The following is a 19,561-nucleotide window of genomic DNA, read 5'->3' on the forward strand; positions in this document are numbered from 1 at the left end:
ACGCCGTGGCCCCCGTCGCGGCCCCCGGCCCCACGCCCGAGGCCAGCGCCATCGCCGCGGGCGAGGCGCGGCGGATCATGGACTGCCTCGGCGAATTGCCCGAGGATCGGGCCGCGGCCGTGCGCGGGGCCTATCTCGACGGGCTCGCCTACCAGGAACTTGCGGACCGCCACGCGGTGCCGCTCAATACCATGAAGACCTGGCTGCGCCGCAGCCTCATCAGCCTGAGGGAGTGCCTGTCGAGATGACCGATCCGACCGACGACATGCCCCCCGAGGCACCCGAGGCATTGGCCGCCGAATACGTGCTGGGCCTCATGGACGCGGCCGAGCGCGCGGCCTTCGAGGACCGGCTGCGCGCGGAGCCTGCGCTGGTCGAGGCCGTGCGCGACTGGGAAGCCCGCTTCGCCGCCATGGCCGAGGATGAGGTCGCCCCGGTGACCCCGCCGCGGCGGGTCGAGACCGCGTTGCAACGGGCGCTCTTCGATCAGAAGCAGGGGGGCACCGTGCCGCTGTGGCGGCGTCTGGGCCTCTGGCAGGGTCTGACGGCGCTGGGGGCCGCGACCTCCATCGCGCTGGCGGTGATGCTCTTCACCCAGCCGCAACCGGTGCCGCCTGCGCCCTTCGTGGCGCAGCTGGCCCCGACCGAGGGCGCGGACAGCTTCCTTGCCGTCTACGACCCGACGAGCGCCACCCTCGGCATCCGCCGCGCCGCGGGCGAGGCGCGACCGGGCCGCGCGACCGAGCTGTGGCTCATCGCGGGCGAGGCGGCGCCGGTCTCGCTCGGCCTGCTGGATGCACAGGGGCGCGCAGCCATCGCCGTGCCCGCCACGCTGCGCGATGCGCTGCCGGGCGGCATCCTTGCCGTGTCCGACGAACCGCCCGGCGGCTCGCCCACCGGCGCGCCCACCGGCGACGTGCTGGCGCTGGGTCCGCTCGCGGCTCTCTGACGGGCGCTCACGCAGCCGTGATCCGAAAAATCGCAGCTTGCTGAAACCGGGCCGTCCCGGCGTCCGTGGTTCTCGACATCGCCGCCCCGAGCGAGGGGTGAGGCGCAATCGAAACCGACAGACGGAGGACACCCATGTCCCGCACCACCACACTGACCGCCACCCTTGCCGCCATGCTGATCGCGGGCACCGCCCTTGCCCAGGGCGTGCCCACCGTGGGCGGCGCGCCGATGTTCCCCGAGCGCAACATCGTCGAGAACGCGGTGAACTCGCCCATCCACACCACTCTGGTTGCCGCCGTGACCGAGGCGGGCCTTGTCGACACGCTGGCCAGCGCCGGCCCGTTCACCGTCTTCGCGCCCACCGATGACGCCTTCGCCGACCTGCCCGAAGGGTCCGTCGCGGCCCTGCTCGAGCCGCGCAACCGCGACCGGCTGGTCGAGATCCTGACCTGCCACGTCGTCGCGGCCGAGGCCTTCTCGGGCGATATCGTCGGCATGATCAACGCCTCGGGCGGTGCTCATCCGATCGAGACGGTGGGCGGCTGCACCTTCACCGCGCGCATGTCGGGCGGGATGGTCATGATCGAGGACGAACAGGGCCGCATGGCGACCGTCACCCAGGCCGATGTCGACCAGTCCAACGGCGTGATCCACGTGATCGACACGGTGCTTCTGCCCGACGCCGATTGATCGCCGGATCGGCGGCGGGGTGCAGATCCCTCGCCGTCGTGACCGGGCCGGCCCGCCATGCGCCAAACGAGGCGGGCCGGTCCACCCCGCCGGGCGAGGCATCGGCAAGTGGCCCGCACCCTACGGGTTGCCCCTGTCCCCAGACCGCCGGTGGCTTGCCCGGCCCCTTTTCCCGAGACCCGGAGCCTCCCATGCCCACACGCCGCCACCTTCTGACCACGGCGCTGGCCGTCGCCCTCCTGCGGCCCGGCCCTGCGCGGGCCGCCATCGCCCCCGGCCCCTTCGAGGTCACGCGAACCGAGGCCGAATGGCGCGCCATGCTGACGGAAACCCAGTTCGCCGTGATGCGCGAAGGCGCGACCGAGCGCGCCTATACCAGCGACCTGTTGGGGGAAGAGCGGCCGGGGCTCTACCACTGCCGCGGCTGCGACCTGCCGCTCTATGACGCCGCCGCGAAATACGACAGCGGCACGGGCTGGCCCAGCTTCCGGGACGTGCTGCCGGATGCCATCGGCACGATGGAGGACCGGCAACTGATCTTCATCCTCCGCACCGAATGCCATTGCCGCCGCTGCGGCAGCCACCTTGGCCATATCTTCGATGACGGGCCCGAGCCCACCGGGCTCAGGCATTGCCTCAACGGCGTGTCGCTGGTCTTCCGCCCCGCGGCCTGAGCCGCGCGGGGCTCAGTTCCAGCAGCTGACCGTCACGGTCATGTCCGCGCCCAGCCGAGCCAGCCGCTCGCGGTTCATCGCCGCGGTCCGGCTCGACAGCACCGGGCGCACGCCCGCCGCGGCCAGCGCCTGCCCCATCTGGTCGGCGCGCAGCGCCATGGTCACGCCATCGGGCAGCGCGCGGTTTGCGATGATGCCCGGAAGCACCATGCCCATAACCGTGCCCGTCTCGTCGAAGACCGGCCCGCCCGCCTCGCTCGGCTGGGTGCCCACGTCGAGGCGCTGCATGCTCGCCTCGCCGTTGATCCCCTGCAGATCGGCCAGCGTGCCGAAGGCCATCGAGGCCGAGCTGAGCGCCCCGTCGAAGGGGAAGCCCGCCACCGCGATCGCGGAGCGAAGCCGCCCCGGCTCGCGCGCGATCTCGGCGAAGGCCAGCGGCGCCAGCCGCTGCTCGGGGCGCAGCACGGCAAGGCCGAGCGCCTCGTCCCGGTAGGCGACCGAGGCCGGGTAGGCGGTGTTGATCAGGATGCGCGCGCATTGCCCCGCGACCGCCTCGGTCGTGGTCAGGACGCTGCCACCCGCATCGACGAAAAAGCCCGACCGCACCCGCTCGGGCTGCCGCACCTCGAGACCCGAGACGAGGTCGACATCCTCGCCCAGCCCCTCGGGCACGGCGGCGGGGTCGAGCGCACCGGGCAACGCGCTGAAGCTTTGCTGCATCATCGGCAGAACGCGGGCGATCTGCGCGTCGCGCTCGGGCGGCCAGACCAGCGTGAAGCCCTTGACCGCGCCACCCGTCAGCCGCGCCTCGATGTGGCTGCGCAACGTCTCGGATTGCCCGGTCAGAAGGAAGCGGTCGCCGCGCCGCTCGCGCTCGCCTTCCAGCGGCACGATCTCGAGCGTCTGCATGATCTCGTACAGCCCGAACAGCGTGTTGCGGTCGCCCGGCTGGCTGATCAGCAGGACCTGCACGCCGCTGTCGTTCACCGCGTCGAATTGCGCGAAGGGAAAGTTGTAATCGGTGAAGCCGACCATGGCGAGCGGCAGGTCGATCTGGATGCCCGCGCGCTCGTCGCGCACCGTCTCCATACCGAGCGCGGCCAGTTCGGTCCGGTATTCGCCCAGCAGCTGCGCACGCTGGCGCGAGGTCAGGACCCCCGTCGCCTCGAAGCCGCGCGCCTCTTGCCAGGCGCGCATGCCCGCGCGGGTGCCGGGGCCGAAGGCACCGTCGATCCCGGAATTGTAGAAGCCGAACCACTGCAGCGCGATCTGCAACGCGTCACGGCCCGCGCGGTCCAGCTGCGCCTCGCTCTGGCGGGCCTGCTGCAGCGTTTCCTCGGGCACGACCGGCTCGGCCGTCTCCTCGGCCTCGATCACGGCGACGACCTCTTCGGCGACCGCCTCGGCGCTTTCCTCGGCCAGCGGCTGCGCGCTTTGCGCGAGGGCATCCGCCCCGACCGGGAAGACCTGCGAGACATAGGGAACGCCGCTCACCACGAAACTGTCGCGCGGCACCAGCCCCCGCGACAGAAGCTCGCGCAGAAGTGCCTGCGCGTCCTCGGGCGCATAGGGGCCGAGCGAGATGGCATAAAGCCCGGTCTGGGCGCGGAACCCGTTCACGTCATTGACGATCTGCGCATAGGCCCGCGCGCGGCGCTCGGTCTCGCCGAGGGTGGCGTGGCTTTCGACCTGGATGAACACGCTCTCCTGCGCGCGCAGCGGTCCCGGAAGGATCAGGGCAAGCGCCATGACGATGATGAGCGCAAGGCCCGGCAATCCGCGAAGTCCGTGAAGTGGCATCTGTCTCAAATTCCTCAGTCATCCTGTGGCGCGGCATGCCGCGGAGGGCGCGCGCGCCCCGCCGGGGGGCGACACTATCCAAACTCTGTTGAAATGCACCAGAAAACTGCGTGAACGCAAGCCACAGGCCCCGCCGCCGCGTTGACCGCACCAAACTGTGACACTAGAGAAGCCGGGCCGATCCAAACGCCGAAGTGACGCCATGCCCGACACGCCCAAGAGTTTCCAGGAGATCATCCTGCGCCTTCAGTCCTACTGGGCCTCCAAAGGCTGCGCCATCATGCAGCCCTACGACATGGAGGTCGGCGCGGGCACCTTTCACCCGGCCACGACGCTGCGCTCGCTGGGCAGCCGCCCCTGGGCCGCGGCCTATGTGCAGCCCTCGCGCCGCCCGACCGACGGGCGCTACGGCGAGAACCCGAACCGGCTGCAGCACTATTACCAGTACCAGGTTCTCATCAAACCCTCGCCGCCCGACCTGCAGGCGCTCTACCTCGGCAGCCTCGAGGCCATCGGCATCGACATGGCCCTCCATGACATCCGTTTCGTCGAGGACGATTGGGAAAGCCCGACGCTGGGTGCCTGGGGTCTCGGGTGGGAAGTCTGGTGCGACGGCATGGAAGTGTCGCAGTTCACCTATTTCCAGCAGGTCGGCGGCCACGACTGCCACCCCGTTTCGGGCGAATTGACCTACGGGCTGGAACGGCTGGCGATGTATGTCCTCGGCGTCGATCACGTCATGGACATGCCCTTCAACGACCCCTCGGCGCCCATTCCGCTGACCTATGGCGATGTCTTCCGCCAGACGGAACAGGAATACTCCCGCCACAACTTCGACGCGGCCACCACCGAAAAGCTGTTCCGCCATTTCGAGGATGCCGAGGCCGAGTGCCAGCGCCTGCTGGCCGAACCCGCCGAAGACCCCAAGACGGCCAAGCGCATCGTCATGGCGCACCCCGCCTATGACCAGTGCATCAAGGCCAGCCACCTGTTCAACCTGCTGGATGCGCGCGGCGTGATCTCGGTGACCGAGCGGCAGGCCTATATCGGCCGCGTCCGCGCGTTGGCCAAGCTTTGCGCCGACGCCTTCGTGCAGACCGAAGCGGGCGGCTGGACACCGGAGGCACCCGCCGCATGACCTCGGGGCGGCTTCTCGTCATCGCCATCGTCCTGGTCACCGCCGTCTTCGCGGGCGCGCAATGGTGGTTCCAGACGCGCGCCTATTACCAGCCCATCGACGGCGCCGACCTCTTCGTCGCGCTTGTCGATGGCGGCACCGACCTCCTGCCCGACACCGGGTTTACCGGCATCGACGCCGACACTTCGCCGCTGCGTTTCCGCGGCTGCTTCACCGTGGCAGACCCCGCCGCCCTCGTCGCGCGCGCCGTGCCTTACCCGGACGCCACCCCCCTCATCGCGCCCGACTGGTTCAACTGTTTCGACGCCCCCGCCATCGGCGCGGCGCTGGAGGCAGGCGAGGCGCAGGCGATCCTGTCCCAACCCGAGGTGCGCCCCGGCGCGGACCGCGTCATCGCCGTCTTCCCCGACGGCCGCGCCTACGCGTGGCACCAGTGGAACGGCAGCCTGGAGGATTGAGCGGTGGACGATCTGCAATCCGAACACGCGGCCCTGAAGGAGGCCTACGACAAGCTCAAGCGCCGTCAGGCCCGTAACGAGCGCGCGCATTTCGCGCGCGGGCTGATGCAGGGCATCCTGTCGATGCTGGAACCCGGCGACGTGGTCTTCGACTGCGGCGCGAACGTGGGCGACGTGACCGCGCCGCTGGCCGCGACGGGGGCCACCGTCCACGCCTTCGAGCCCGACCCCTATGCCTTCGACCAGCTGTCCAAACGCGTGGCGGGCATGGAGAACGTGATCCTCCACAATGTCGCCGTCGGCGTCACCGCCGGTAGCGTCCAGCTGATGCGCGCGGCCAATTTCGACGACAACCCCAAGGGCGGCTCGGTGAAATCCACCGTCATCCCCGGCGGGCGCAACATCAACGAAGCGGCGGGTGCCACCATCGACGTGCAGATGATCGCCCTGCCCGAGATGATCCGCGCCGAGGCCGCCAAGGCCGGCGGGCGCATCGCCTTTCTGAAGATGGATATCGAGGGGGCCGAGCTGGACCTGCTCGAACACATGCAGGCCGAAAACCTCTTCGATCTCGTGGGGCTGACCGTCGCCGAGACCCATGAAAACAAGTTCCGCGACCTGCGCCCGCGCTTTGCCGCCCTGCGGGAGGCCGTGGCCGAACATCACCCCGTCACCCGCGTCAATCTCGACTGGATCTGAACCATGCCCGATCTTCTCCTCGAACTCTTCTCCGAGGAAATCCCCGCCCGCATGCAGGCCCGCGCCGCGGATGACCTGAAGCGGCTGGTGACCGACGGCCTTGTCGAGGCGGGGCTGACCTATGCCTCGGCGGGGGCCTTCGCCACGCCGCGGCGGCTGGTGCTGACGCTCGAAGGGCTGACCGGCGAAAGCCCGACGACGCGCGAGGAACGCCGCGGGCCGCGCACCGACGCGCCCGAAAAGGCGATCGAGGGCTTCCTGCGCGGCGCGGGCGTGACCAAGGACCAGCTCGAGGTGCGCCCCGACAGGAAGGGCGAGGTCTATTTCGCCGTGATCGAACGCCCGGGCCGCCCCGCCTCCGAGATCATCGCCGATGTCGTCCCCCAGGTGATCCGCACCTTCCCATGGCCCAAGTCGATGCGCTGGGGCGCGGGCAGCCTGCGCTGGGTGCGGCCGCTTCACTCCATCCTCTGCCTTCTGTCGGATGAAGCCGGGTCTCAGGTCGTCCCCTTCGCCGTCGACGGCATCGCCTCGGGCGACACCACCGAGGGCCACCGCTTCATGGCGCCGGGCCGGTTTTCCGTCACGAATTTCGCCGATTACGAGACCAAGCTGAAGCGCGCCAAGGTCATCCTGCGCGCCGACGAGCGGGCCGAGCATATCCGCCACGACGCGGAACAGATGGCCTTTGCCAACGGCATGGAACTGGTCGAGGACACGGGCCTTCTGGCCGAGGTCGCGGGGCTGGTGGAATGGCCCGTGGTGCTGATGGGCGAGATCGAGGACCGCTTCCTCGACCTGCCGCCCGAGGTGCTGCAGACCAGCATGCGCGAACACCAGAAATTCTTCTCGGTCAGGAACCCCAAGACGGGCCGGATCGAACGTTTCGTCACCGTCGCCAACCGCGAAACCGCGGATCATGGCGCAACGATCTTGGCCGGAAATCAAAAGGTTCTCTCCGCCCGCCTGTCGGATGCAGCGTTCTTCTGGGAAAACGACCTGCGCGTCGCCCGCGCTGGCATGGGCGACTGGCTGGACGGGCTGAAATCGGTGACCTTCCACGCCAAGCTCGGGTCGCAGGCCGCCCGGATCGACCGCATCGCCGCGCTGGCGCGCGAGATCGCGCCGATGGTCGGCGCGGATGCCGACATGGCCGAGGAGGCCGCGCGCATCGCCAAGGCCGATCTGCGCTCGGAAATGGTGGGCGAGTTCCCCGAATTGCAGGGCGTGATGGGCCGCTACTACGCGCTGGCCGCGGGCCGCGCGGCGGAGGTGGCGGACGCCGCCCGCGACCACTGGAAACCGATGGGCCAAGGCGACGAGGTGCCGACCGCCCCCGTCTCGCTCGCCGTGGCGCTGGCCGACAAGATCGACACGCTGACCGGCTTCTGGGCCATCGACGAGAAGCCCACCGGCTCGAAAGACCCCTACGCGCTGCGCCGCGCGGCGCTGGGGATCGTGCGCATCGTTCTGGCCGGTCCGCATCGCCTGACGCTCGACCGGTTCGTCGATGCCCAGATCCTGCGCCACAAGATCGCCATCACCCGCCCCAAGGTCGGCGATGATGTCATTGATACGCTTGAGGAAATCCTTGGCGAGATCGCCGAGCGCGGCGTGTTCGGCGCGGCCTTCAAGGCCGTGACCGACCGGCTGAAGGACAAGGGCGAAGCGCCCGCCGAGGCGCTGCGCAGCGTGGGCGACCTGCTGCCCGACCTGTCCACCGATCTCCTCGCCTTCTTCCACGACCGGCTCAAGGTCCACCTGCGCGACGAGGGCATTCGCCACGACGTGATCGACGCGGCTCTCTCCAAGCCGCCCACCGATGACCTCGCCCTTGTCGTCGCCCGCGCCCGTGCGCTGGCGGGCTTCCTCGCCACGCCGGACGGCGAGAACCTCGTGCAGGGCTACCGCCGCGCGGCCAACATCCTGACGCAGGCCGAAGAGAAGGACGGCGTCGAATACCGCTTCGGTGCCGACCCGAAATTCGCCGAGACCGACGAGGAGCGCGCGCTGTTCAAGGCCCTCTCCGAGGCCGAGGCCGCGATCACTCCGGCCCTTGCGTCCGAGGATTTCGCCGCTGCCATGACCCATATGGCCAGCCTCCGCGCGCCCATCGACGCCTTCTTCGAGGCGGTTCAGGTCAATTCCGACAACCAGGTCGTGCGGCGCAACCGCCTGAACCTGCTGCACCGGATCGTGGAAACCTGCGGCGCGGTGGCCGACCTGTCGCGGCTCGAGGGGTAGGGCACAGCCGGTCCCGTTGCCGGGAAACTGACATCGGGACCGACACGCCCACTGGACAGTTCACGCATGGGTTGTATCTAATGCTGCAGATGCAAACGTTTTCGCCCCCATGTTGACCACACCCGACTTCACCGAGATCACGACCACGGCCGAGATCCGCACCTCGACCCATGGAAACCGTGCGAAATGCCTTCAGCGCCTCGTGCGGCTCGGCCTGCCGGTGCCGAAAACCGTCGCCCTCAGCTTCGAGACGGTGCGCGCCATCGCAGGCGGGCGGCTGCCCGACCTGACCGCGCTTCTGGGCGTTTTCGGCGACGGCGCGCTTTTGTCGGTGCGCTCTTCCTCGCAGATGCCCGACTGGGGCGGGCCGGGCACGATCCTCAACATCGGCATGACCGACGCCAAGGCGGTTCAGCTGGCGCAGGCGCATGGGGTCACGGCGGCTGATGCGCTTTACGTGGGCTTCATCCGCTCCTACGCGGTCGACGTCCTCCGTCTGGACGCCGACGGGTTCGAGGGGCCGATGACCCCGCGGCTGGCCAAGGCCGAGTTCGAGCAGGAGATGGAGGAACCTTTCCCCCAGGACCCCGCCATGCAGCTGGCCGAGGTGCTGAAATCCATGGCCCGCGCCTGGGAAGGAACGACCGCCCGCCTGCTGCGACAGGCGCAGGGCGCGCCCGCCGATGCGGGCCTCGGCCTTGTCGTGCAGGAAATGGCGCTCGGCATCGGGCAGGGGATCTCGGGCTCGGGCGTTGTGCAATTCGCCGCCTCCGACACCGGCGCGCCGCAGGTCACGGGCCGCTGGCTGCCGCAAGGGCAGGGGCGCGCGGCGCTGTCGGAAAGCGATGCGCAATATATCCTCACCGACAAGCGCGGCAAATCCCTCGAGGATGCCGCCCCCGATGCGGTCGAGGCGCTGCGAGCCGCGGGCAAGCTCACCCGTGAACGCCTGCGCGAAGAGATGCAGATCGAGTTCACCCTGATGAACGGGCAGCTCTCTGTCCTCGATGCGGTGCGCTGCCCCCGCTCGGGCCGGGCCGAGGTCGCCATCGCCGTGGCGCTGGCCGAGGATGGCATCATCACCCGCGAGGAGGCGCTGACGCGCATTCCGCCCTTCACGCTGAACCAGCTTCTGCACCGGCAGGTCAGCCCGCTTGCCGCGCGCGACGTGCTGACCCGCGGCATCGCCGCCGCCCCCGGTGCGGCGACCGGCAAGATCGTCTTTTCCGCCAGCGCCGCGCAGGCCATGGCCGCGCAGGGCGAGCCCTGCATCCTCGTGCGCCGGGAAACCAGCCCCGAGGATATCCGCGGCATGCATGCCGCCCAGGCCATCCTGACCGAGCGCGGCGGCATGACCAGCCACGCCGCGGTGATCGCCCGCGGTCTCGGCCTGCCCTGCGTGTCGGGGGCCACGCGCCTGCAACTCGACAGCCGCAAGAAGATGCTGACCGTGCCGGGCCGCAAGATCTTTCACGAGGGCGACGTGATCACCGTCGACGGCTCCACCGGCGACGTGCTGGTCGGCGCGCCCCAGATGGTCGAGCCCGCCCTCGGCGGGGCCTTCGCCACGTTGATGGACTGGGCCGATGCGGCCCGCGACATCGGCATCCGCGCCAATGCCGACACGCCCGAGGATGCCGCCATGGCGCAGCGCTTCGGCGTGGACGGGATCGGCCTGTGCCGGACGGAACACATGTTCTTCGACCAGGCTCGCCTGACCGTGATGCGCGAGATGATCTTTGCCGAGAACCCGGCTGACCGCGCCGCGGCGCTCGACCGGCTCTTGCCGATGCAGCGCGCCGATTTCATCGAGCTGTTCCAGATGATGCAGGGCCAGCCGGTGACCATCCGGCTGTTCGACCCGCCCCTGCACGAGTTCCTGCCGGGCGACCGCGACGGCATCCGCGCGCTGGCCGAGGCGCTGGACCTGCCCGTCAGCCGCGTGCAATCGCGGATCGAGAGCCTGCAGGAATTCAACCCGATGCTCGGCATGCGGGGCGTGCGGCTGGGGGTGACCGTCCCCGAGATCTACGAGATGCAGGCCCGCGCCATCTTCGAGGCGACGCTCAAGGCCTCGCGCAAGGGCGCGCCCGTCGTGCCCGAGATCATGATCCCGCTTGTCTCGGCCCGGCGCGAGGTCGAGCTGGTGAAAACCCGTGTCGATGCCATCGCCGCCGAGGTGAAATCGAAGACCGGGCAGGACTTCACCTATCGCCTCGGCGTCATGGTCGAAACGCCCCGCGCAGCCCTCCGCGCGGGCGAGATCGCCGAGCATTCGGCGTTTCTCTCCTTCGGGACCAACGACCTCACGCAGATGACCTATGGCCTGTCGCGCGACGACGCCGGGCGCTTCATGTCGGCCTATGTCCAGCAGGGCGTCTTTCCCGAAGATCCGTTCACACAGCTCGACGTCGACGGGGTGGGCGAGTTGATGCTGCTCGGCGCCGAACGCGGCCGTCACGCGCGGCCCGATGTCATCATCTCGATCTGTGGCGAACACGCGGGCCAGCCCTCGGCCATCGCCTTCTCGCGCAAGGCGGGGTTCGACTACGTCTCCTGCTCGCCCTTCCGGGTGCCGGTGGCCAAGCTGGCGGCTGCGCAATTGTCCATTCTCGACAAGACCTTGCCGTCGAAAGTTGATGTATCGGATAAAGATATCCGGTAATCACGGCCGCGGCGTTCTAGGTCTGGTGGGCAGGGTCGCCATCCCCGCAAGATCGGGTGCGCGTTTGGAGATTTTGAGGTGCGTCGGTAAACATCCGAATCGTTGACAACGGGCCGGGCAGGCCGAAGCGGGGCGCAAGACCCCTCGAAAGGGTAGACTGATGACGGCACGGCGCGTTCTCGCCATGGTCTGTGCGGCGGCCTTTTCCGCCCTGTCTCAAGCGCATCCGGCCTTGGCCGAGGTGACGGCCAGTTCCTCCACCCCCTCCTTCGACAGCGCCTTGGGCCCCTCGGACGGCAGCGCGATCGGCAGCCGCCTCGGGGCGTTGATGGGCGTCGAGACGGCTTCGCTCGCCGGGCTGTCGCGCGACCGCATCCGGCGGCTGGGCGCACCGTTCTCCGGCACCGGGCGCGGCGGCGACGCGCGCGTGATGACCGCGGCCGAGCTTGACCGCATGGGCCGCGCGCGCGGCAACGCGCAATGGCGCTGCCTGACCGAAGCGATCTATTTCGAAGCCCGCGGCGAAAGCATCGAGGGGCAATATGCCGTGGCCGAGGTGATCCTGAACCGCGTCGACCACGCCAATTACCCCCGCACGATCTGCGCCGTGGTGAACGAGGGCACCGGCCGCCGCAACGCCTGCCAGTTCAGCTATACCTGCGACGGCATCCCCGAGGTCGTCACCGACGAGCGCGCGTGGAACCGCGCGGGCCATATCGCGCGGATCATGATGGACGGCGCGCCGCGCGACCTGACGCGGCAGGCCACCCATTACCACGCCGACTGGGTCAGCCCCAACTGGGCGCGCGTCTATCCGCGCACCGCGCGCTACGGGCAGCACATCTTCTACCGCCAACAATACAGATAGGTCGCGGAACGTCGCCCGACTGCCGCCTGCGGGCATGGCCCGCGCGCCTGCCCCGTGTTAGGCCGCGCGCATGGTTGACGAGATTTCCACGGCCTTCCGCCACCCGTCCGAACGCGCCAAGGCGCTTGCCGGCGATCCGCCGCGCGACCGCATCGCCATGACCGAGCACCGCCGCGAGGTCGAGATCGGGGCCTTTCAGGCCGAGCGCGGCGTCACCCAGACCGTGCAGTTCGACGTGGTGGTCGAGGTCGAGACCCGCGCCGAACAGGCCGTCGACGATGTCGACCGCATCCTGAGCTACGACACCATCGTCGAGGCGATCGACGCGGCCCTCGCCGAAGAGCGAGTGAACCTTCTGGAAACGCTCGCCGCGCGCATCGCCGACCGAATCCTCCTGCACCCGCTGGCCGCGCGCTGCATCGTGCGCATCGGCAAGCTGGACCGCGGCCCCTACGTGCTGGGCGTCGAGATCCTGCGCAATGCCCCTGAGACCCGCCGCCGCCTGCGTCTTCTGCCCGAGGATGCGCCGCATCCGCGCATCGTCTACCTGTCGTCCGAGGCCATCGCGCGCCCCGACCTCTCCGCGCTGCTCGACCGGCTGGAGGAGGGGGGCGCGCCGCTCATCCTCTGCGTCGGCCGCCCCGATGCGCCGGGGCCGCGCGCGGCCCATGCCATGCCGCAACGCCGGATCGACCTGCTGGCCATCGAGCAATCGGGCTGGGTGCTGGCCGCCCGCGACGCGCGCTGCGTCGTCGTCGACAGCCGGACGGAACTCGACTGGGCGATGCGTCACGGCCAGATCAGCGTCTGGGCGCCCTCCAAGCTGGTGCTCGACGCCCATGACGGGCCGGGGGCCTCGGTGACCGATCCGCTCGCGCTGGCGCTCTGGCTTGCGCAGGCCTTCGAGGCGGTCGAGGTGCTGGCCTTCGGCGCGCCCGATGGGCTGGAGGCCCCCGAGGGCGTCCGCCTCACCCGGCTCGGGGCAGGGGATGACGTGCCTTCGGCCGCCGAAGGGTGAGTCGCATCAGCCGCGTATCGGCGGCGCTCGCATCTTCCCCGCCGTCCGCGATGAACCCCGCCTTGTGCAGGATGCGCGCGGGCACCGGCGTGTCGGTGGGGACATGGGCAAAGATCCGGTCCGCCTTCAGCACGCTGACCGCATGATCCAGCGCCGCCTGCACGAATTCCCCGGCCAGCCCCTGTCCCGCCACCTCGGGCAGGAAGTCGAACCGCAATTCCAGCCCGTCCTCGCCGAAGCCGATGCGGAACCCGCCCACGCCCACCGGGTGCCCGGCATGGCTCAATACCCAGGGCGCAACCGCGTGGCGGGACCAGTCCTGCATGTCCGCGATCTGCCGGGGCGGGCCCCGGTCGGGGCCGAACAGGGCCGCGTAAAGCGCCGCGTCCCCGTGCCCGGCGGGGCGCGCCGTCAACCGGCCGCTTCTGAAAACACTGCCCTTGTCCATGCCCGCATCAAGGCCGCTGGCTGACGCAAGGTCAAGCTGCCCTTTCGGACAGGGCGGTTTCCGCGCCTCGCCCCTTGCCAAGCGCGGCCCGGAGCCGTAGGCGCGCTGCCATGACGCTCGCCTGTGTTCGCCCGATCCCGTTGATCGACCCCGCGCCGCCGCGTGGCCCGGTGCATCGCCTTGCCGGCGGCTGGGTCCGCTTTTCCCATGTCGAGCGGCTGCGCCGCGGCGCAGCCCCCGAGATCGTCGCGGCCAGCGACCTGCCCGAGGCGGCGCTGGCGCGCCTCACCGCGCCCCGCGCGCCGCTTGCGGGGCTGACGCTGGATGCGCCGCGGCTCATGGGGATCCTCAACGTGACCCCCGACAGCTTTTCCGACGGCGGCCGCCACGCGGGTGCGGGCGCGCTGGATCACGCCCGGGCGATGCTCGCCGAGGGCGCGGACCTGATCGACATCGGCGGCGAATCGACCCGCCCCGGCGCGCCCGAGCTGCCCGCGGCCGAGGAGATCGCCCGCATCGCCCCGGTCATCGCCGCGCTGCGCGCCGCGGGCGTGACCGCGCCCCTCAGCCTCGACACCCGCAAATCCGCCGTCGCCACGGCGGGGCTCGCGGCAGGGGCCGACATCCTCAACGATGTCTCGGGCCTGCGCTTCGATCCCGACCTTGCCCGCGTCGCCGCCGAAACGGGCGCGCCGCTCATCGTGATGCATTCCCTCGGCACGCCCGAGACGATGCAGGGCCTGGCCGCCGCGGCCTATGACGATGTCCTGCTCGACGTCTTCGACGGGCTTGCCGCGGCCGTGGCCCAGGCCGAGGCCGCGGGCGTGGACCGGTCCCGCATCCTCGTCGATCCCGGCATCGGCTTCGGCAAGACGCTGGACCAGAACCTTGCCCTGATCCGGCGTGTGGGCCTGTTCCATGCGCTTGGCTGCGCCGTGCTTCTGGGGGTGTCGCGCAAGGGGATGATCGGCACCCTCTCGGGCGAGACGAAGGCCGACCGGCGCGGGCCGGGATCGGCGGCGATCGGCCTATGGGCCGTGCAGCAGGGCATACAGGTTCTGCGCGTTCATGATATGGGGATACACAGGCAGGCACTTGACCTGTGGCAGGCCGTGGCGGCCCCCGCGCCACCCGAGACGGAAGAGTGAGCTTTACGATGACCCGGACCCTTTTCGGCACCGACGGCGTGCGCGGCCGCGCCAACACCCACCCGATGACCGCCGAGATGGCCCTGCGCCTCGGCGCGGCCGCCGGGCGCTACTTCCGCCGCGACGGCAGCCGCGCGCATCGCGTGGTGATCGGCAAGGACACGCGGCTGTCGGGCTACATGCTGGAAAACGCGCTGACGGCGGGCTTCACCTCGACGGGGATGAACGTGCTGCTGCTCGGCCCGGTGCCGACGCCCGCGGTGGGCCTGCTCACGCCCTCGATGCGCGCCGATGTGGGTGTGATGATCTCGGCCAGCCACAACCCCGCGACGGACAACGGGATCAAGTTCTTTGGCCCCGACGGCTTCAAGCTCTCCGACGAGGCCGAGATGGAGATCGAGGCGCTGGTCGCCGGTGAATTCGCCCTCGCGCAGGCCGAGAACATCGGCCGCGCCAAACGCATCGACGACGGCCGCTTCCGCTATGTCGAGCGCGTCAAGAGCACCTTTCCGCAGGGGCTGACGCTGGACGGTCTGAAGGTGGTGATCGACTGCGCCAATGGCGCGGCCTACCGCGCGGCGCCCGAGGTGCTGTGGGAACTGGGGGCCGAGGTGATCGCGCTCGGCGTCTCGCCCGACGGGTTCAACATCAACGCGGGCGTCGGCTCGACCGCGCCCGAGGCCGCGGCGGCGAAGATCCGCGAGACGGGCGCGGATGTGGGCATCTGTCTCGACGGCGATGCCGACCGGGTGATCCTGCTCGACGAGACCGGCGCGGTCGCCGATGGCGATCAGATCATGGCGCTGTTTGCGGCCCGCTGGGCCGAGGAGGGGCGGCTGAAGGGGCAGACCCTGGCCGCCACCGTGATGTCCAACCTCGGGCTGGAGCGGTTCCTGTGCGAGCGCGAGATCAAGCTGCACCGCACCGCGGTCGGCGACCGCTACGTGGTCGAGGCGATGCGCGCCCATGGTCTGAACCTGGGCGGCGAGCAGTCGGGCCATATCGTGATGACGGATTACGCCACCACCGGCGACGGGCTGATCGCGGGCCTGCAGTTCCTGGGCGAGATGGTCCGCACGGGCCTGCCCGCCAGCCGGCTCGCGCGCAGTTTCGAGACGGTGCCGCAGTTGCTGAAGAACGTGCGGTATTCCGAAGGTCAGGTGCCGCTGGAGCTGCCCGCCGTGCAGGCCGCCATCGCCGCGGGCGAGGCGAAGCTGGAGGGGCAGGGGCGGCTCCTGATCCGCAAGTCGGGGACGGAACCGCTGATCCGCGTCATGGCCGAGGCCGAGGACGAGGCGCTGATGCTGGCCGTGGTCGACGAGATCGTCGGCGCGGTCGAGGCGGCGGTCTGAGCCGGGGCGATTTTTGAAAAAATCGCGGGGAGGGGGGCGCGCCGCTGACGCGGCGCGGGCGAATTTTCGTACGAAAATTCGGTCCGCCCCCTTGAGATCCCGCGTGAAGACTCCGGCGCGGGTTGCGAATTTTCGTCCGAAAATTCGGGGGGGCTTTGCCCCCCGTCGCCTTCGGCGACTCCCCCCAGGATATTTGTGAAACGGAGAAGGGATCAGCCCCGAGCAGGTCGACCCGCGACATAGGTCTGCAGCACGGCCCGGTCGTCGCCCATCATGATGGTCGGAAAGACCGCCTCCCAGATGTTCCCGGCGCGGGCCGACGCCTGCGCGATGGCCGGGGTCGAGGCGAGGTCGAGCACCACCATGTCGGCCTCGTAGCCCTCTGCCAGCCGTCCGATCCTGTGCCCGAGGCGCAGCGCCTCGGCCGAGCCTCCGGTGGCGAGCCAAAGAAGCTCGGAGGGGTGCAGCGCCGTGCCCCGCAGCTGCGCCACCTCGTAGGCCGCGGCCATGGTCCTGAGCATCGAGAAGGAGGAGCCGCCGCCGGTATCCGTCGCCAGCCCCACCCGCATCCGCGCGCGCAGCCCCATGTCGAACAGCCCCGAGCCGATGAAGGTATTGGAGGTCGGGCAATGCACCACGGCGGCACCCGTCTCGGCCAGCCGGTCGATCTCGCGCGGTTCGAGGTGGATGGCGTGGCCGTAAAGGCCGTTCGGGCCCAGAAGCCCGTGCGCCTCGTAGGTGTCGAGGTAGTCGCGCGCGGCGGGGTAGAGGGATTTGACCCAGGCGATCTCGTCGGTCTGTTCGCTCAGATGCGTCTGCATCAGGCAATCGGGGTGTTCGGCCCAGAGCGCGCCGAGCGCCTCGAGCTGTTCGGGCGTCGAGGTGGGCGAGAAGCGCGGCGTGATGATGCAGGAAAGCCGGTCCACCCCGTGCCAGCGCGCCAGCAGGGCGCGGCTGTCGTCATACGCCGATTGCGCCGTGTCACGGAGGAAGGCGGGCGCGGTGTCGCGGTCCATGCAGGTCTTGCCGGCGAGCGCCCGCATGCCCCGCGCCTGCGCCGCCTCGAAGAAGGCATCGACGCTTTCGGGGTGGATCGTGCAGTAGCTCGCCACCGTCGTGGTCCCGTTCGTCAGCAGCAGATCGAGGTAGCGCCCCGCCACCTCGGCGGCATAGGCGGGATCGGAAAACCGCGCCTCCTCGGGGAAGGTGTAGCTGTTCAGCCAGTCGATCAGCCGCTTGCCCCAGGAGGCGATGATCGCCGTTTGCGGGTAATGCGCATGGGCATCGACGAAGCCCGGCAGGATCAGCGCGTCGCCATGCTCGGTCACCTGCGCCGCGGGGTGGCGTGCGCGCAGCTCCGCGCCGTCTCCCACGGCCGCGATCAGCCCGTCCCGGACCAGCACGGCGCCATGGCGCTCGTGGCGCGCCGCCTCGGGCCCTTCGGTGAAGGGATCGCCGCCGAAGGTCAGCGTTTGCCCGAGGATCAGTCGTTCCGTCATCGCACCCGTCCTTTTCCCGCCCCTCGTGCCGCCCGGTGATAGCCGGACCCTTCGCCCTATGTTAGGGGCAAACCACGGGCGAGGCGCGCGAAAAACGGGGGCTGGCATGGCAGAGCAGGACGACCAGGTGATGGACCGCGAGGACGAGGCCGACGAGGACCGCGACGCCTACGCGCTTGACGACAGCCTGCGGGGCCGGCTGCGCGTGCTGGTGGCCGCGGGCGATGTCGATCGCGTCGACGCGCTGATGGAGCCGCTCCACCCCGCCGATATTGCCGACCTGCTGGAGCAGGTCTCGGAGGGGGAACGCGCGGCCTGGCTGGCGCTCTGGTCGCGGGGCATCGACGGCGAGGTCCTGTCCGAGCTCGACTGGGGCCTGCGCGAGGAGGTGATCGGCCTCCTGCCCGATCACGTGCTGGCCGAGGCGGTGCGCGAGCTGGACAGCGACGACGTGGTCGACCTTGTCGAGGACCTGGAGGAGGCGCAGATCGAGGCGATCCTCGACGTGCTGGAACCTTCCGACCGGGTCGCCGTCGAGCAGGCGCTGGCCTATCCCGAGGAAACCGCCGGCCGCCTGATGCAGCGCGAGGTGGTCCATGCCCCCGAGCACTGGACCGTGGGCGAGATGATCGACCACCTGCGCGCCCACAAGCGCGACCTGCCCGAGCAGTTCTACCATGTCGTGCTGACCGATCCGCGGATGAAGCCCACCGGCCATGTCACGCTGGGCCGTCTGCTCTCGTCCGCGCGCAAGACGCCCTTGCAGGAGATCACCGAGGACAGTTTCCGCACCATCCCCGCGACCCAGCACGAGGATGACGTGGCCTATGCCTTCAACCAGTATCACCTGATTTCCGCCCCCGTGGTGGACGAGGACGGGCGGCTCGTCGGCGTCATCACCATCGACGACGCGATGATCGTGCTGGATGAAGCGGCCGAGGAAGACCTGCTGAAGCTCGCGGGCGTGGGCGAGGAATCGAGCCTGTCGGACAAGATCGTCGAGACCACGAAACAGCGGTTTCCCTGGCTGTTCGTGAACCTCATCACGGCGATCCTCGCCTCGCTCGTCATCGCCCAGTTCGAAGCGGCCATCGCGCAGATCGTGGCGCTGGCCGTGCTGATGCCGATCGTGGCCTCGATGGGCGGCAACGCGGGCACCCAGTCGCTGACGGTGGCTGTGCGCGCGCTGGCCACGCGCGACCTGACGCGGTCGAACCTGGTGCGCGTGGTCACCCGCGAGGCCGCGGTGGGGCTGATCAACGGCGTGGTCTTCGCGGTGGTGATGGGGATCGTGGGGCTGGTCTGGTTCGGCTCGCCCGCGCTGGGCGGCGTGATCGCGGCGGCGATGGTGATCAACCTGCTGGTGGCGGGGCTTGCGGGGATCCTGATCCCGGTCGTGCTGGAGCGGCTGGGCATCGACCCGGCGCTGGCCTCGGGGGCCTTCGTCACCACGGTGACGGATGTGGTGGGGTTCTTCGCCTTCCTGGGGCTGGCGGTGATCTTCCTGCTCTGAGCCCGTTTACCCGATCTTAAGGTGGCCGTGCCACTGTGCCCGACCATGGACATGTCCCGGCGGGCGGGTGACGCCGTCTGCCAACCAAGGGTATCCGTCGCGCGGTCGAACGGGCCGCGGACCGATCAGAGCCGGACACAGGGGCCGCCGTGACAGGGCGGCCGGACGGACACCGCCCTGGCGGCGCCGCCATCCTTTTGCCCGACGCGCCGAGCGGAGTGTCATCCGACAGCGCCGAGCTTATCCCGAGCACCATGCCTCCCTCACGGGACCCGGCGGAAAACAGATGTTTTCCGAAGGCGGCCCGCGCGCGCGGGCCGAGGTGCGCCAACCCGGCCACTGCCCTTGGGCCCGTGCGTCGCAACGCCCGCACCGGGCGCAGCCTTCGGCGCGCCT

General features: G+C 69.9%; 17 protein-coding genes. 14 read left to right on the forward strand and 3 right to left on the reverse strand.

Annotated elements, in window-relative coordinates; all coding sequences use genetic code 11:
- The 4 genes from QQK83_RS15240 to msrB all read left to right on the forward strand — a co-directional run.
- Positions 1–248 (forward strand): sigma factor-like helix-turn-helix DNA-binding protein (locus QQK83_RS15240; protein WP_284265684.1); only part of this gene is annotated, 248 nt, incomplete at its 5' end.
- A complete protein-coding gene (locus tag QQK83_RS15245) occupies positions 245–949 on the forward strand; it encodes an anti-sigma factor (protein ID WP_284265686.1) in 705 nt (234 codons plus the stop codon). The genes QQK83_RS15240 and QQK83_RS15245, both read left to right, overlap by 4 nt.
- A gap of 134 nt (positions 950–1,083) precedes the next feature.
- The gene (locus tag QQK83_RS15250) at positions 1,084–1,641 is read left to right on the forward strand and encodes a fasciclin domain-containing protein (protein WP_284265688.1); all 558 of its coding nucleotides are present in this window, start codon (positions 1,084–1,086) and stop codon (positions 1,639–1,641) included.
- A gap of 191 nt (positions 1,642–1,832) precedes the next feature.
- A complete protein-coding gene (msrB, locus tag QQK83_RS15255) occupies positions 1,833–2,315 on the forward strand; it encodes a peptide-methionine (R)-S-oxide reductase MsrB (protein ID WP_284265691.1) in 483 nt (160 codons plus the stop codon).
- A gap of 12 nt (positions 2,316–2,327) precedes the next feature.
- Here the strand turns inward: msrB and QQK83_RS15260 are convergent, their stop codons facing one another.
- Positions 2,328–4,115, reverse strand: a complete 1,788-nt coding sequence (locus tag QQK83_RS15260) for a serine protease (protein ID WP_284265693.1) — start codon at positions 4,113–4,115, stop codon at positions 2,328–2,330.
- 202 nt (positions 4,116–4,317) lie between these two features.
- On the opposite strand from QQK83_RS15260, the gene QQK83_RS15265 reads away from it, so the two are divergent.
- The 7 genes from QQK83_RS15265 to QQK83_RS15295 all read left to right on the forward strand — a co-directional run bounded on the left by QQK83_RS15265 (position 4,318) and on the right by QQK83_RS15295 (position 13,205).
- Positions 4,318–5,253, forward strand: coding sequence for a glycine--tRNA ligase subunit alpha (locus QQK83_RS15265; RefSeq protein ID WP_284265695.1), 936 nt, complete (start codon positions 4,318–4,320; stop codon positions 5,251–5,253).
- Positions 5,250–5,711 (forward strand): DUF6446 family protein, encoded by a 462-nt coding sequence (locus QQK83_RS15270; protein WP_284265697.1) that lies wholly within the window; start codon positions 5,250–5,252, stop codon positions 5,709–5,711. Before QQK83_RS15265 ends, QQK83_RS15270 begins: the two co-directional genes overlap by 4 nt.
- 3 nt (positions 5,712–5,714) lie before the next feature.
- Positions 5,715–6,410, forward strand: coding sequence for an FkbM family methyltransferase (locus QQK83_RS15275; RefSeq protein WP_284265701.1), 696 nt, complete (start codon positions 5,715–5,717; stop codon positions 6,408–6,410).
- A 3-nt stretch (positions 6,411–6,413) separates the two neighbouring features.
- Complete coding sequence (glyS, locus tag QQK83_RS15280; RefSeq protein WP_284265703.1) at positions 6,414–8,654, forward strand: glycine--tRNA ligase subunit beta; 2,241 nt, start codon at positions 6,414–6,416, stop codon at positions 8,652–8,654.
- 109 nt (positions 8,655–8,763) lie between these two features.
- A complete protein-coding gene (locus QQK83_RS15285) occupies positions 8,764–11,319 on the forward strand; it encodes a putative PEP-binding protein (protein WP_284265705.1) in 2,556 nt (851 codons plus the stop codon).
- 160 nt (positions 11,320–11,479) lie between these two features.
- Entirely contained in the window at positions 11,480–12,187 is a 708-nt protein-coding gene (locus QQK83_RS15290) for a cell wall hydrolase (protein ID WP_284265707.1), read from the forward strand.
- A 70-nt stretch (positions 12,188–12,257) separates the two neighbouring features.
- Positions 12,258–13,205 carry a dihydroneopterin aldolase gene (locus QQK83_RS15295; protein ID WP_284265709.1) on the forward strand — a complete coding sequence of 316 codons (948 nt, stop codon included), beginning with the start codon at positions 12,258–12,260 and terminating at the stop codon, positions 13,203–13,205.
- On the opposite strand, the gene QQK83_RS15300 is transcribed toward QQK83_RS15295, so the two are convergent.
- Positions 13,156–13,653, reverse strand: a complete 498-nt coding sequence (locus tag QQK83_RS15300; RefSeq protein ID WP_284265712.1) for a GNAT family N-acetyltransferase — start codon at positions 13,651–13,653, stop codon at positions 13,156–13,158. The two genes, QQK83_RS15295 and QQK83_RS15300, sit on opposite strands and share 50 nt — an antisense overlap.
- A gap of 110 nt (positions 13,654–13,763) precedes the next feature.
- On the opposite strand from QQK83_RS15300, the gene folP reads away from it, so the two are divergent.
- Together folP and glmM are read left to right on the forward strand one after the other, a co-directional pair.
- Complete coding sequence (folP, locus tag QQK83_RS15305) at positions 13,764–14,801, forward strand: dihydropteroate synthase (RefSeq protein ID WP_284265714.1); 1,038 nt, start codon at positions 13,764–13,766, stop codon at positions 14,799–14,801.
- An 8-nt stretch (positions 14,802–14,809) separates the two neighbouring features.
- Complete coding sequence (gene glmM, locus QQK83_RS15310; protein WP_284265716.1) at positions 14,810–16,153, forward strand: phosphoglucosamine mutase; 1,344 nt, start codon at positions 14,810–14,812, stop codon at positions 16,151–16,153.
- Between the two features lie 212 nt (positions 16,154–16,365).
- Here glmM and guaD read toward each other — a convergent pair whose 3' ends face one another.
- On the reverse strand, positions 16,366–17,652 hold the full coding sequence (gene guaD, locus QQK83_RS15315) for a guanine deaminase (protein WP_284265718.1): 1,287 nt from the start codon (positions 17,650–17,652) through the stop codon (positions 16,366–16,368).
- 106 nt (positions 17,653–17,758) lie between these two features.
- On the opposite strand from guaD, the gene mgtE reads away from it, so the two are divergent.
- The gene (mgtE, locus tag QQK83_RS15320; RefSeq protein ID WP_284265719.1) at positions 17,759–19,165 is read left to right on the forward strand and encodes a magnesium transporter; all 1,407 of its coding nucleotides are present in this window, start codon (positions 17,759–17,761) and stop codon (positions 19,163–19,165) included.
- The last annotated feature ends 396 nt before the right edge of the window (positions 19,166–19,561 follow it).

Source organism: Roseicyclus amphidinii, assembly GCF_030163755.1.
In the GTDB taxonomy this organism is placed as follows: Bacteria; Pseudomonadota; Alphaproteobacteria; order Rhodobacterales; family Rhodobacteraceae; genus Roseicyclus; species Roseicyclus amphidinii.

Excerpts from the sequence above, each read along its gene's own strand:
- QQK83_RS15245 (WP_284265686.1), top strand. The coding sequence starts at position 245 with ATGACCGATCCGACCGACGACATGCCCCCCGAGGCACCCGAGGCATTG.
- QQK83_RS15250 (WP_284265688.1), top strand. The coding sequence starts at position 1,084 with ATGTCCCGCACCACCACACTGACCGCCACCCTTGCCGCCATGCTGATC.
- msrB (WP_284265691.1), top strand. The coding sequence starts at position 1,833 with ATGCCCACACGCCGCCACCTTCTGACCACGGCGCTGGCCGTCGCCCTC.
- QQK83_RS15260 (WP_284265693.1), bottom strand. The coding sequence starts at position 4,115 with ATGCCACTTCACGGACTTCGCGGATTGCCGGGCCTTGCGCTCATCATC.
- QQK83_RS15265 (WP_284265695.1), top strand. The coding sequence starts at position 4,318 with ATGCCCGACACGCCCAAGAGTTTCCAGGAGATCATCCTGCGCCTTCAG.
- QQK83_RS15270 (WP_284265697.1), top strand. The coding sequence starts at position 5,250 with ATGACCTCGGGGCGGCTTCTCGTCATCGCCATCGTCCTGGTCACCGCC.
- glyS (WP_284265703.1), top strand. The coding sequence starts at position 6,414 with ATGCCCGATCTTCTCCTCGAACTCTTCTCCGAGGAAATCCCCGCCCGC.
- QQK83_RS15285 (WP_284265705.1), top strand. The coding sequence starts at position 8,764 with ATGTTGACCACACCCGACTTCACCGAGATCACGACCACGGCCGAGATC.
- QQK83_RS15290 (WP_284265707.1), top strand. The coding sequence starts at position 11,480 with ATGACGGCACGGCGCGTTCTCGCCATGGTCTGTGCGGCGGCCTTTTCC.
- QQK83_RS15295 (WP_284265709.1), top strand. The coding sequence starts at position 12,258 with ATGGTTGACGAGATTTCCACGGCCTTCCGCCACCCGTCCGAACGCGCC.
- QQK83_RS15300 (WP_284265712.1), bottom strand. The coding sequence starts at position 13,653 with ATGGACAAGGGCAGTGTTTTCAGAAGCGGCCGGTTGACGGCGCGCCCC.
- folP (WP_284265714.1), top strand. The coding sequence starts at position 13,764 with ATGACGCTCGCCTGTGTTCGCCCGATCCCGTTGATCGACCCCGCGCCG.
- glmM (WP_284265716.1), top strand. The coding sequence starts at position 14,810 with ATGACCCGGACCCTTTTCGGCACCGACGGCGTGCGCGGCCGCGCCAAC.
- guaD (WP_284265718.1), bottom strand. The coding sequence starts at position 17,652 with ATGACGGAACGACTGATCCTCGGGCAAACGCTGACCTTCGGCGGCGAT.
- mgtE (WP_284265719.1), top strand. The coding sequence starts at position 17,759 with ATGGCAGAGCAGGACGACCAGGTGATGGACCGCGAGGACGAGGCCGAC.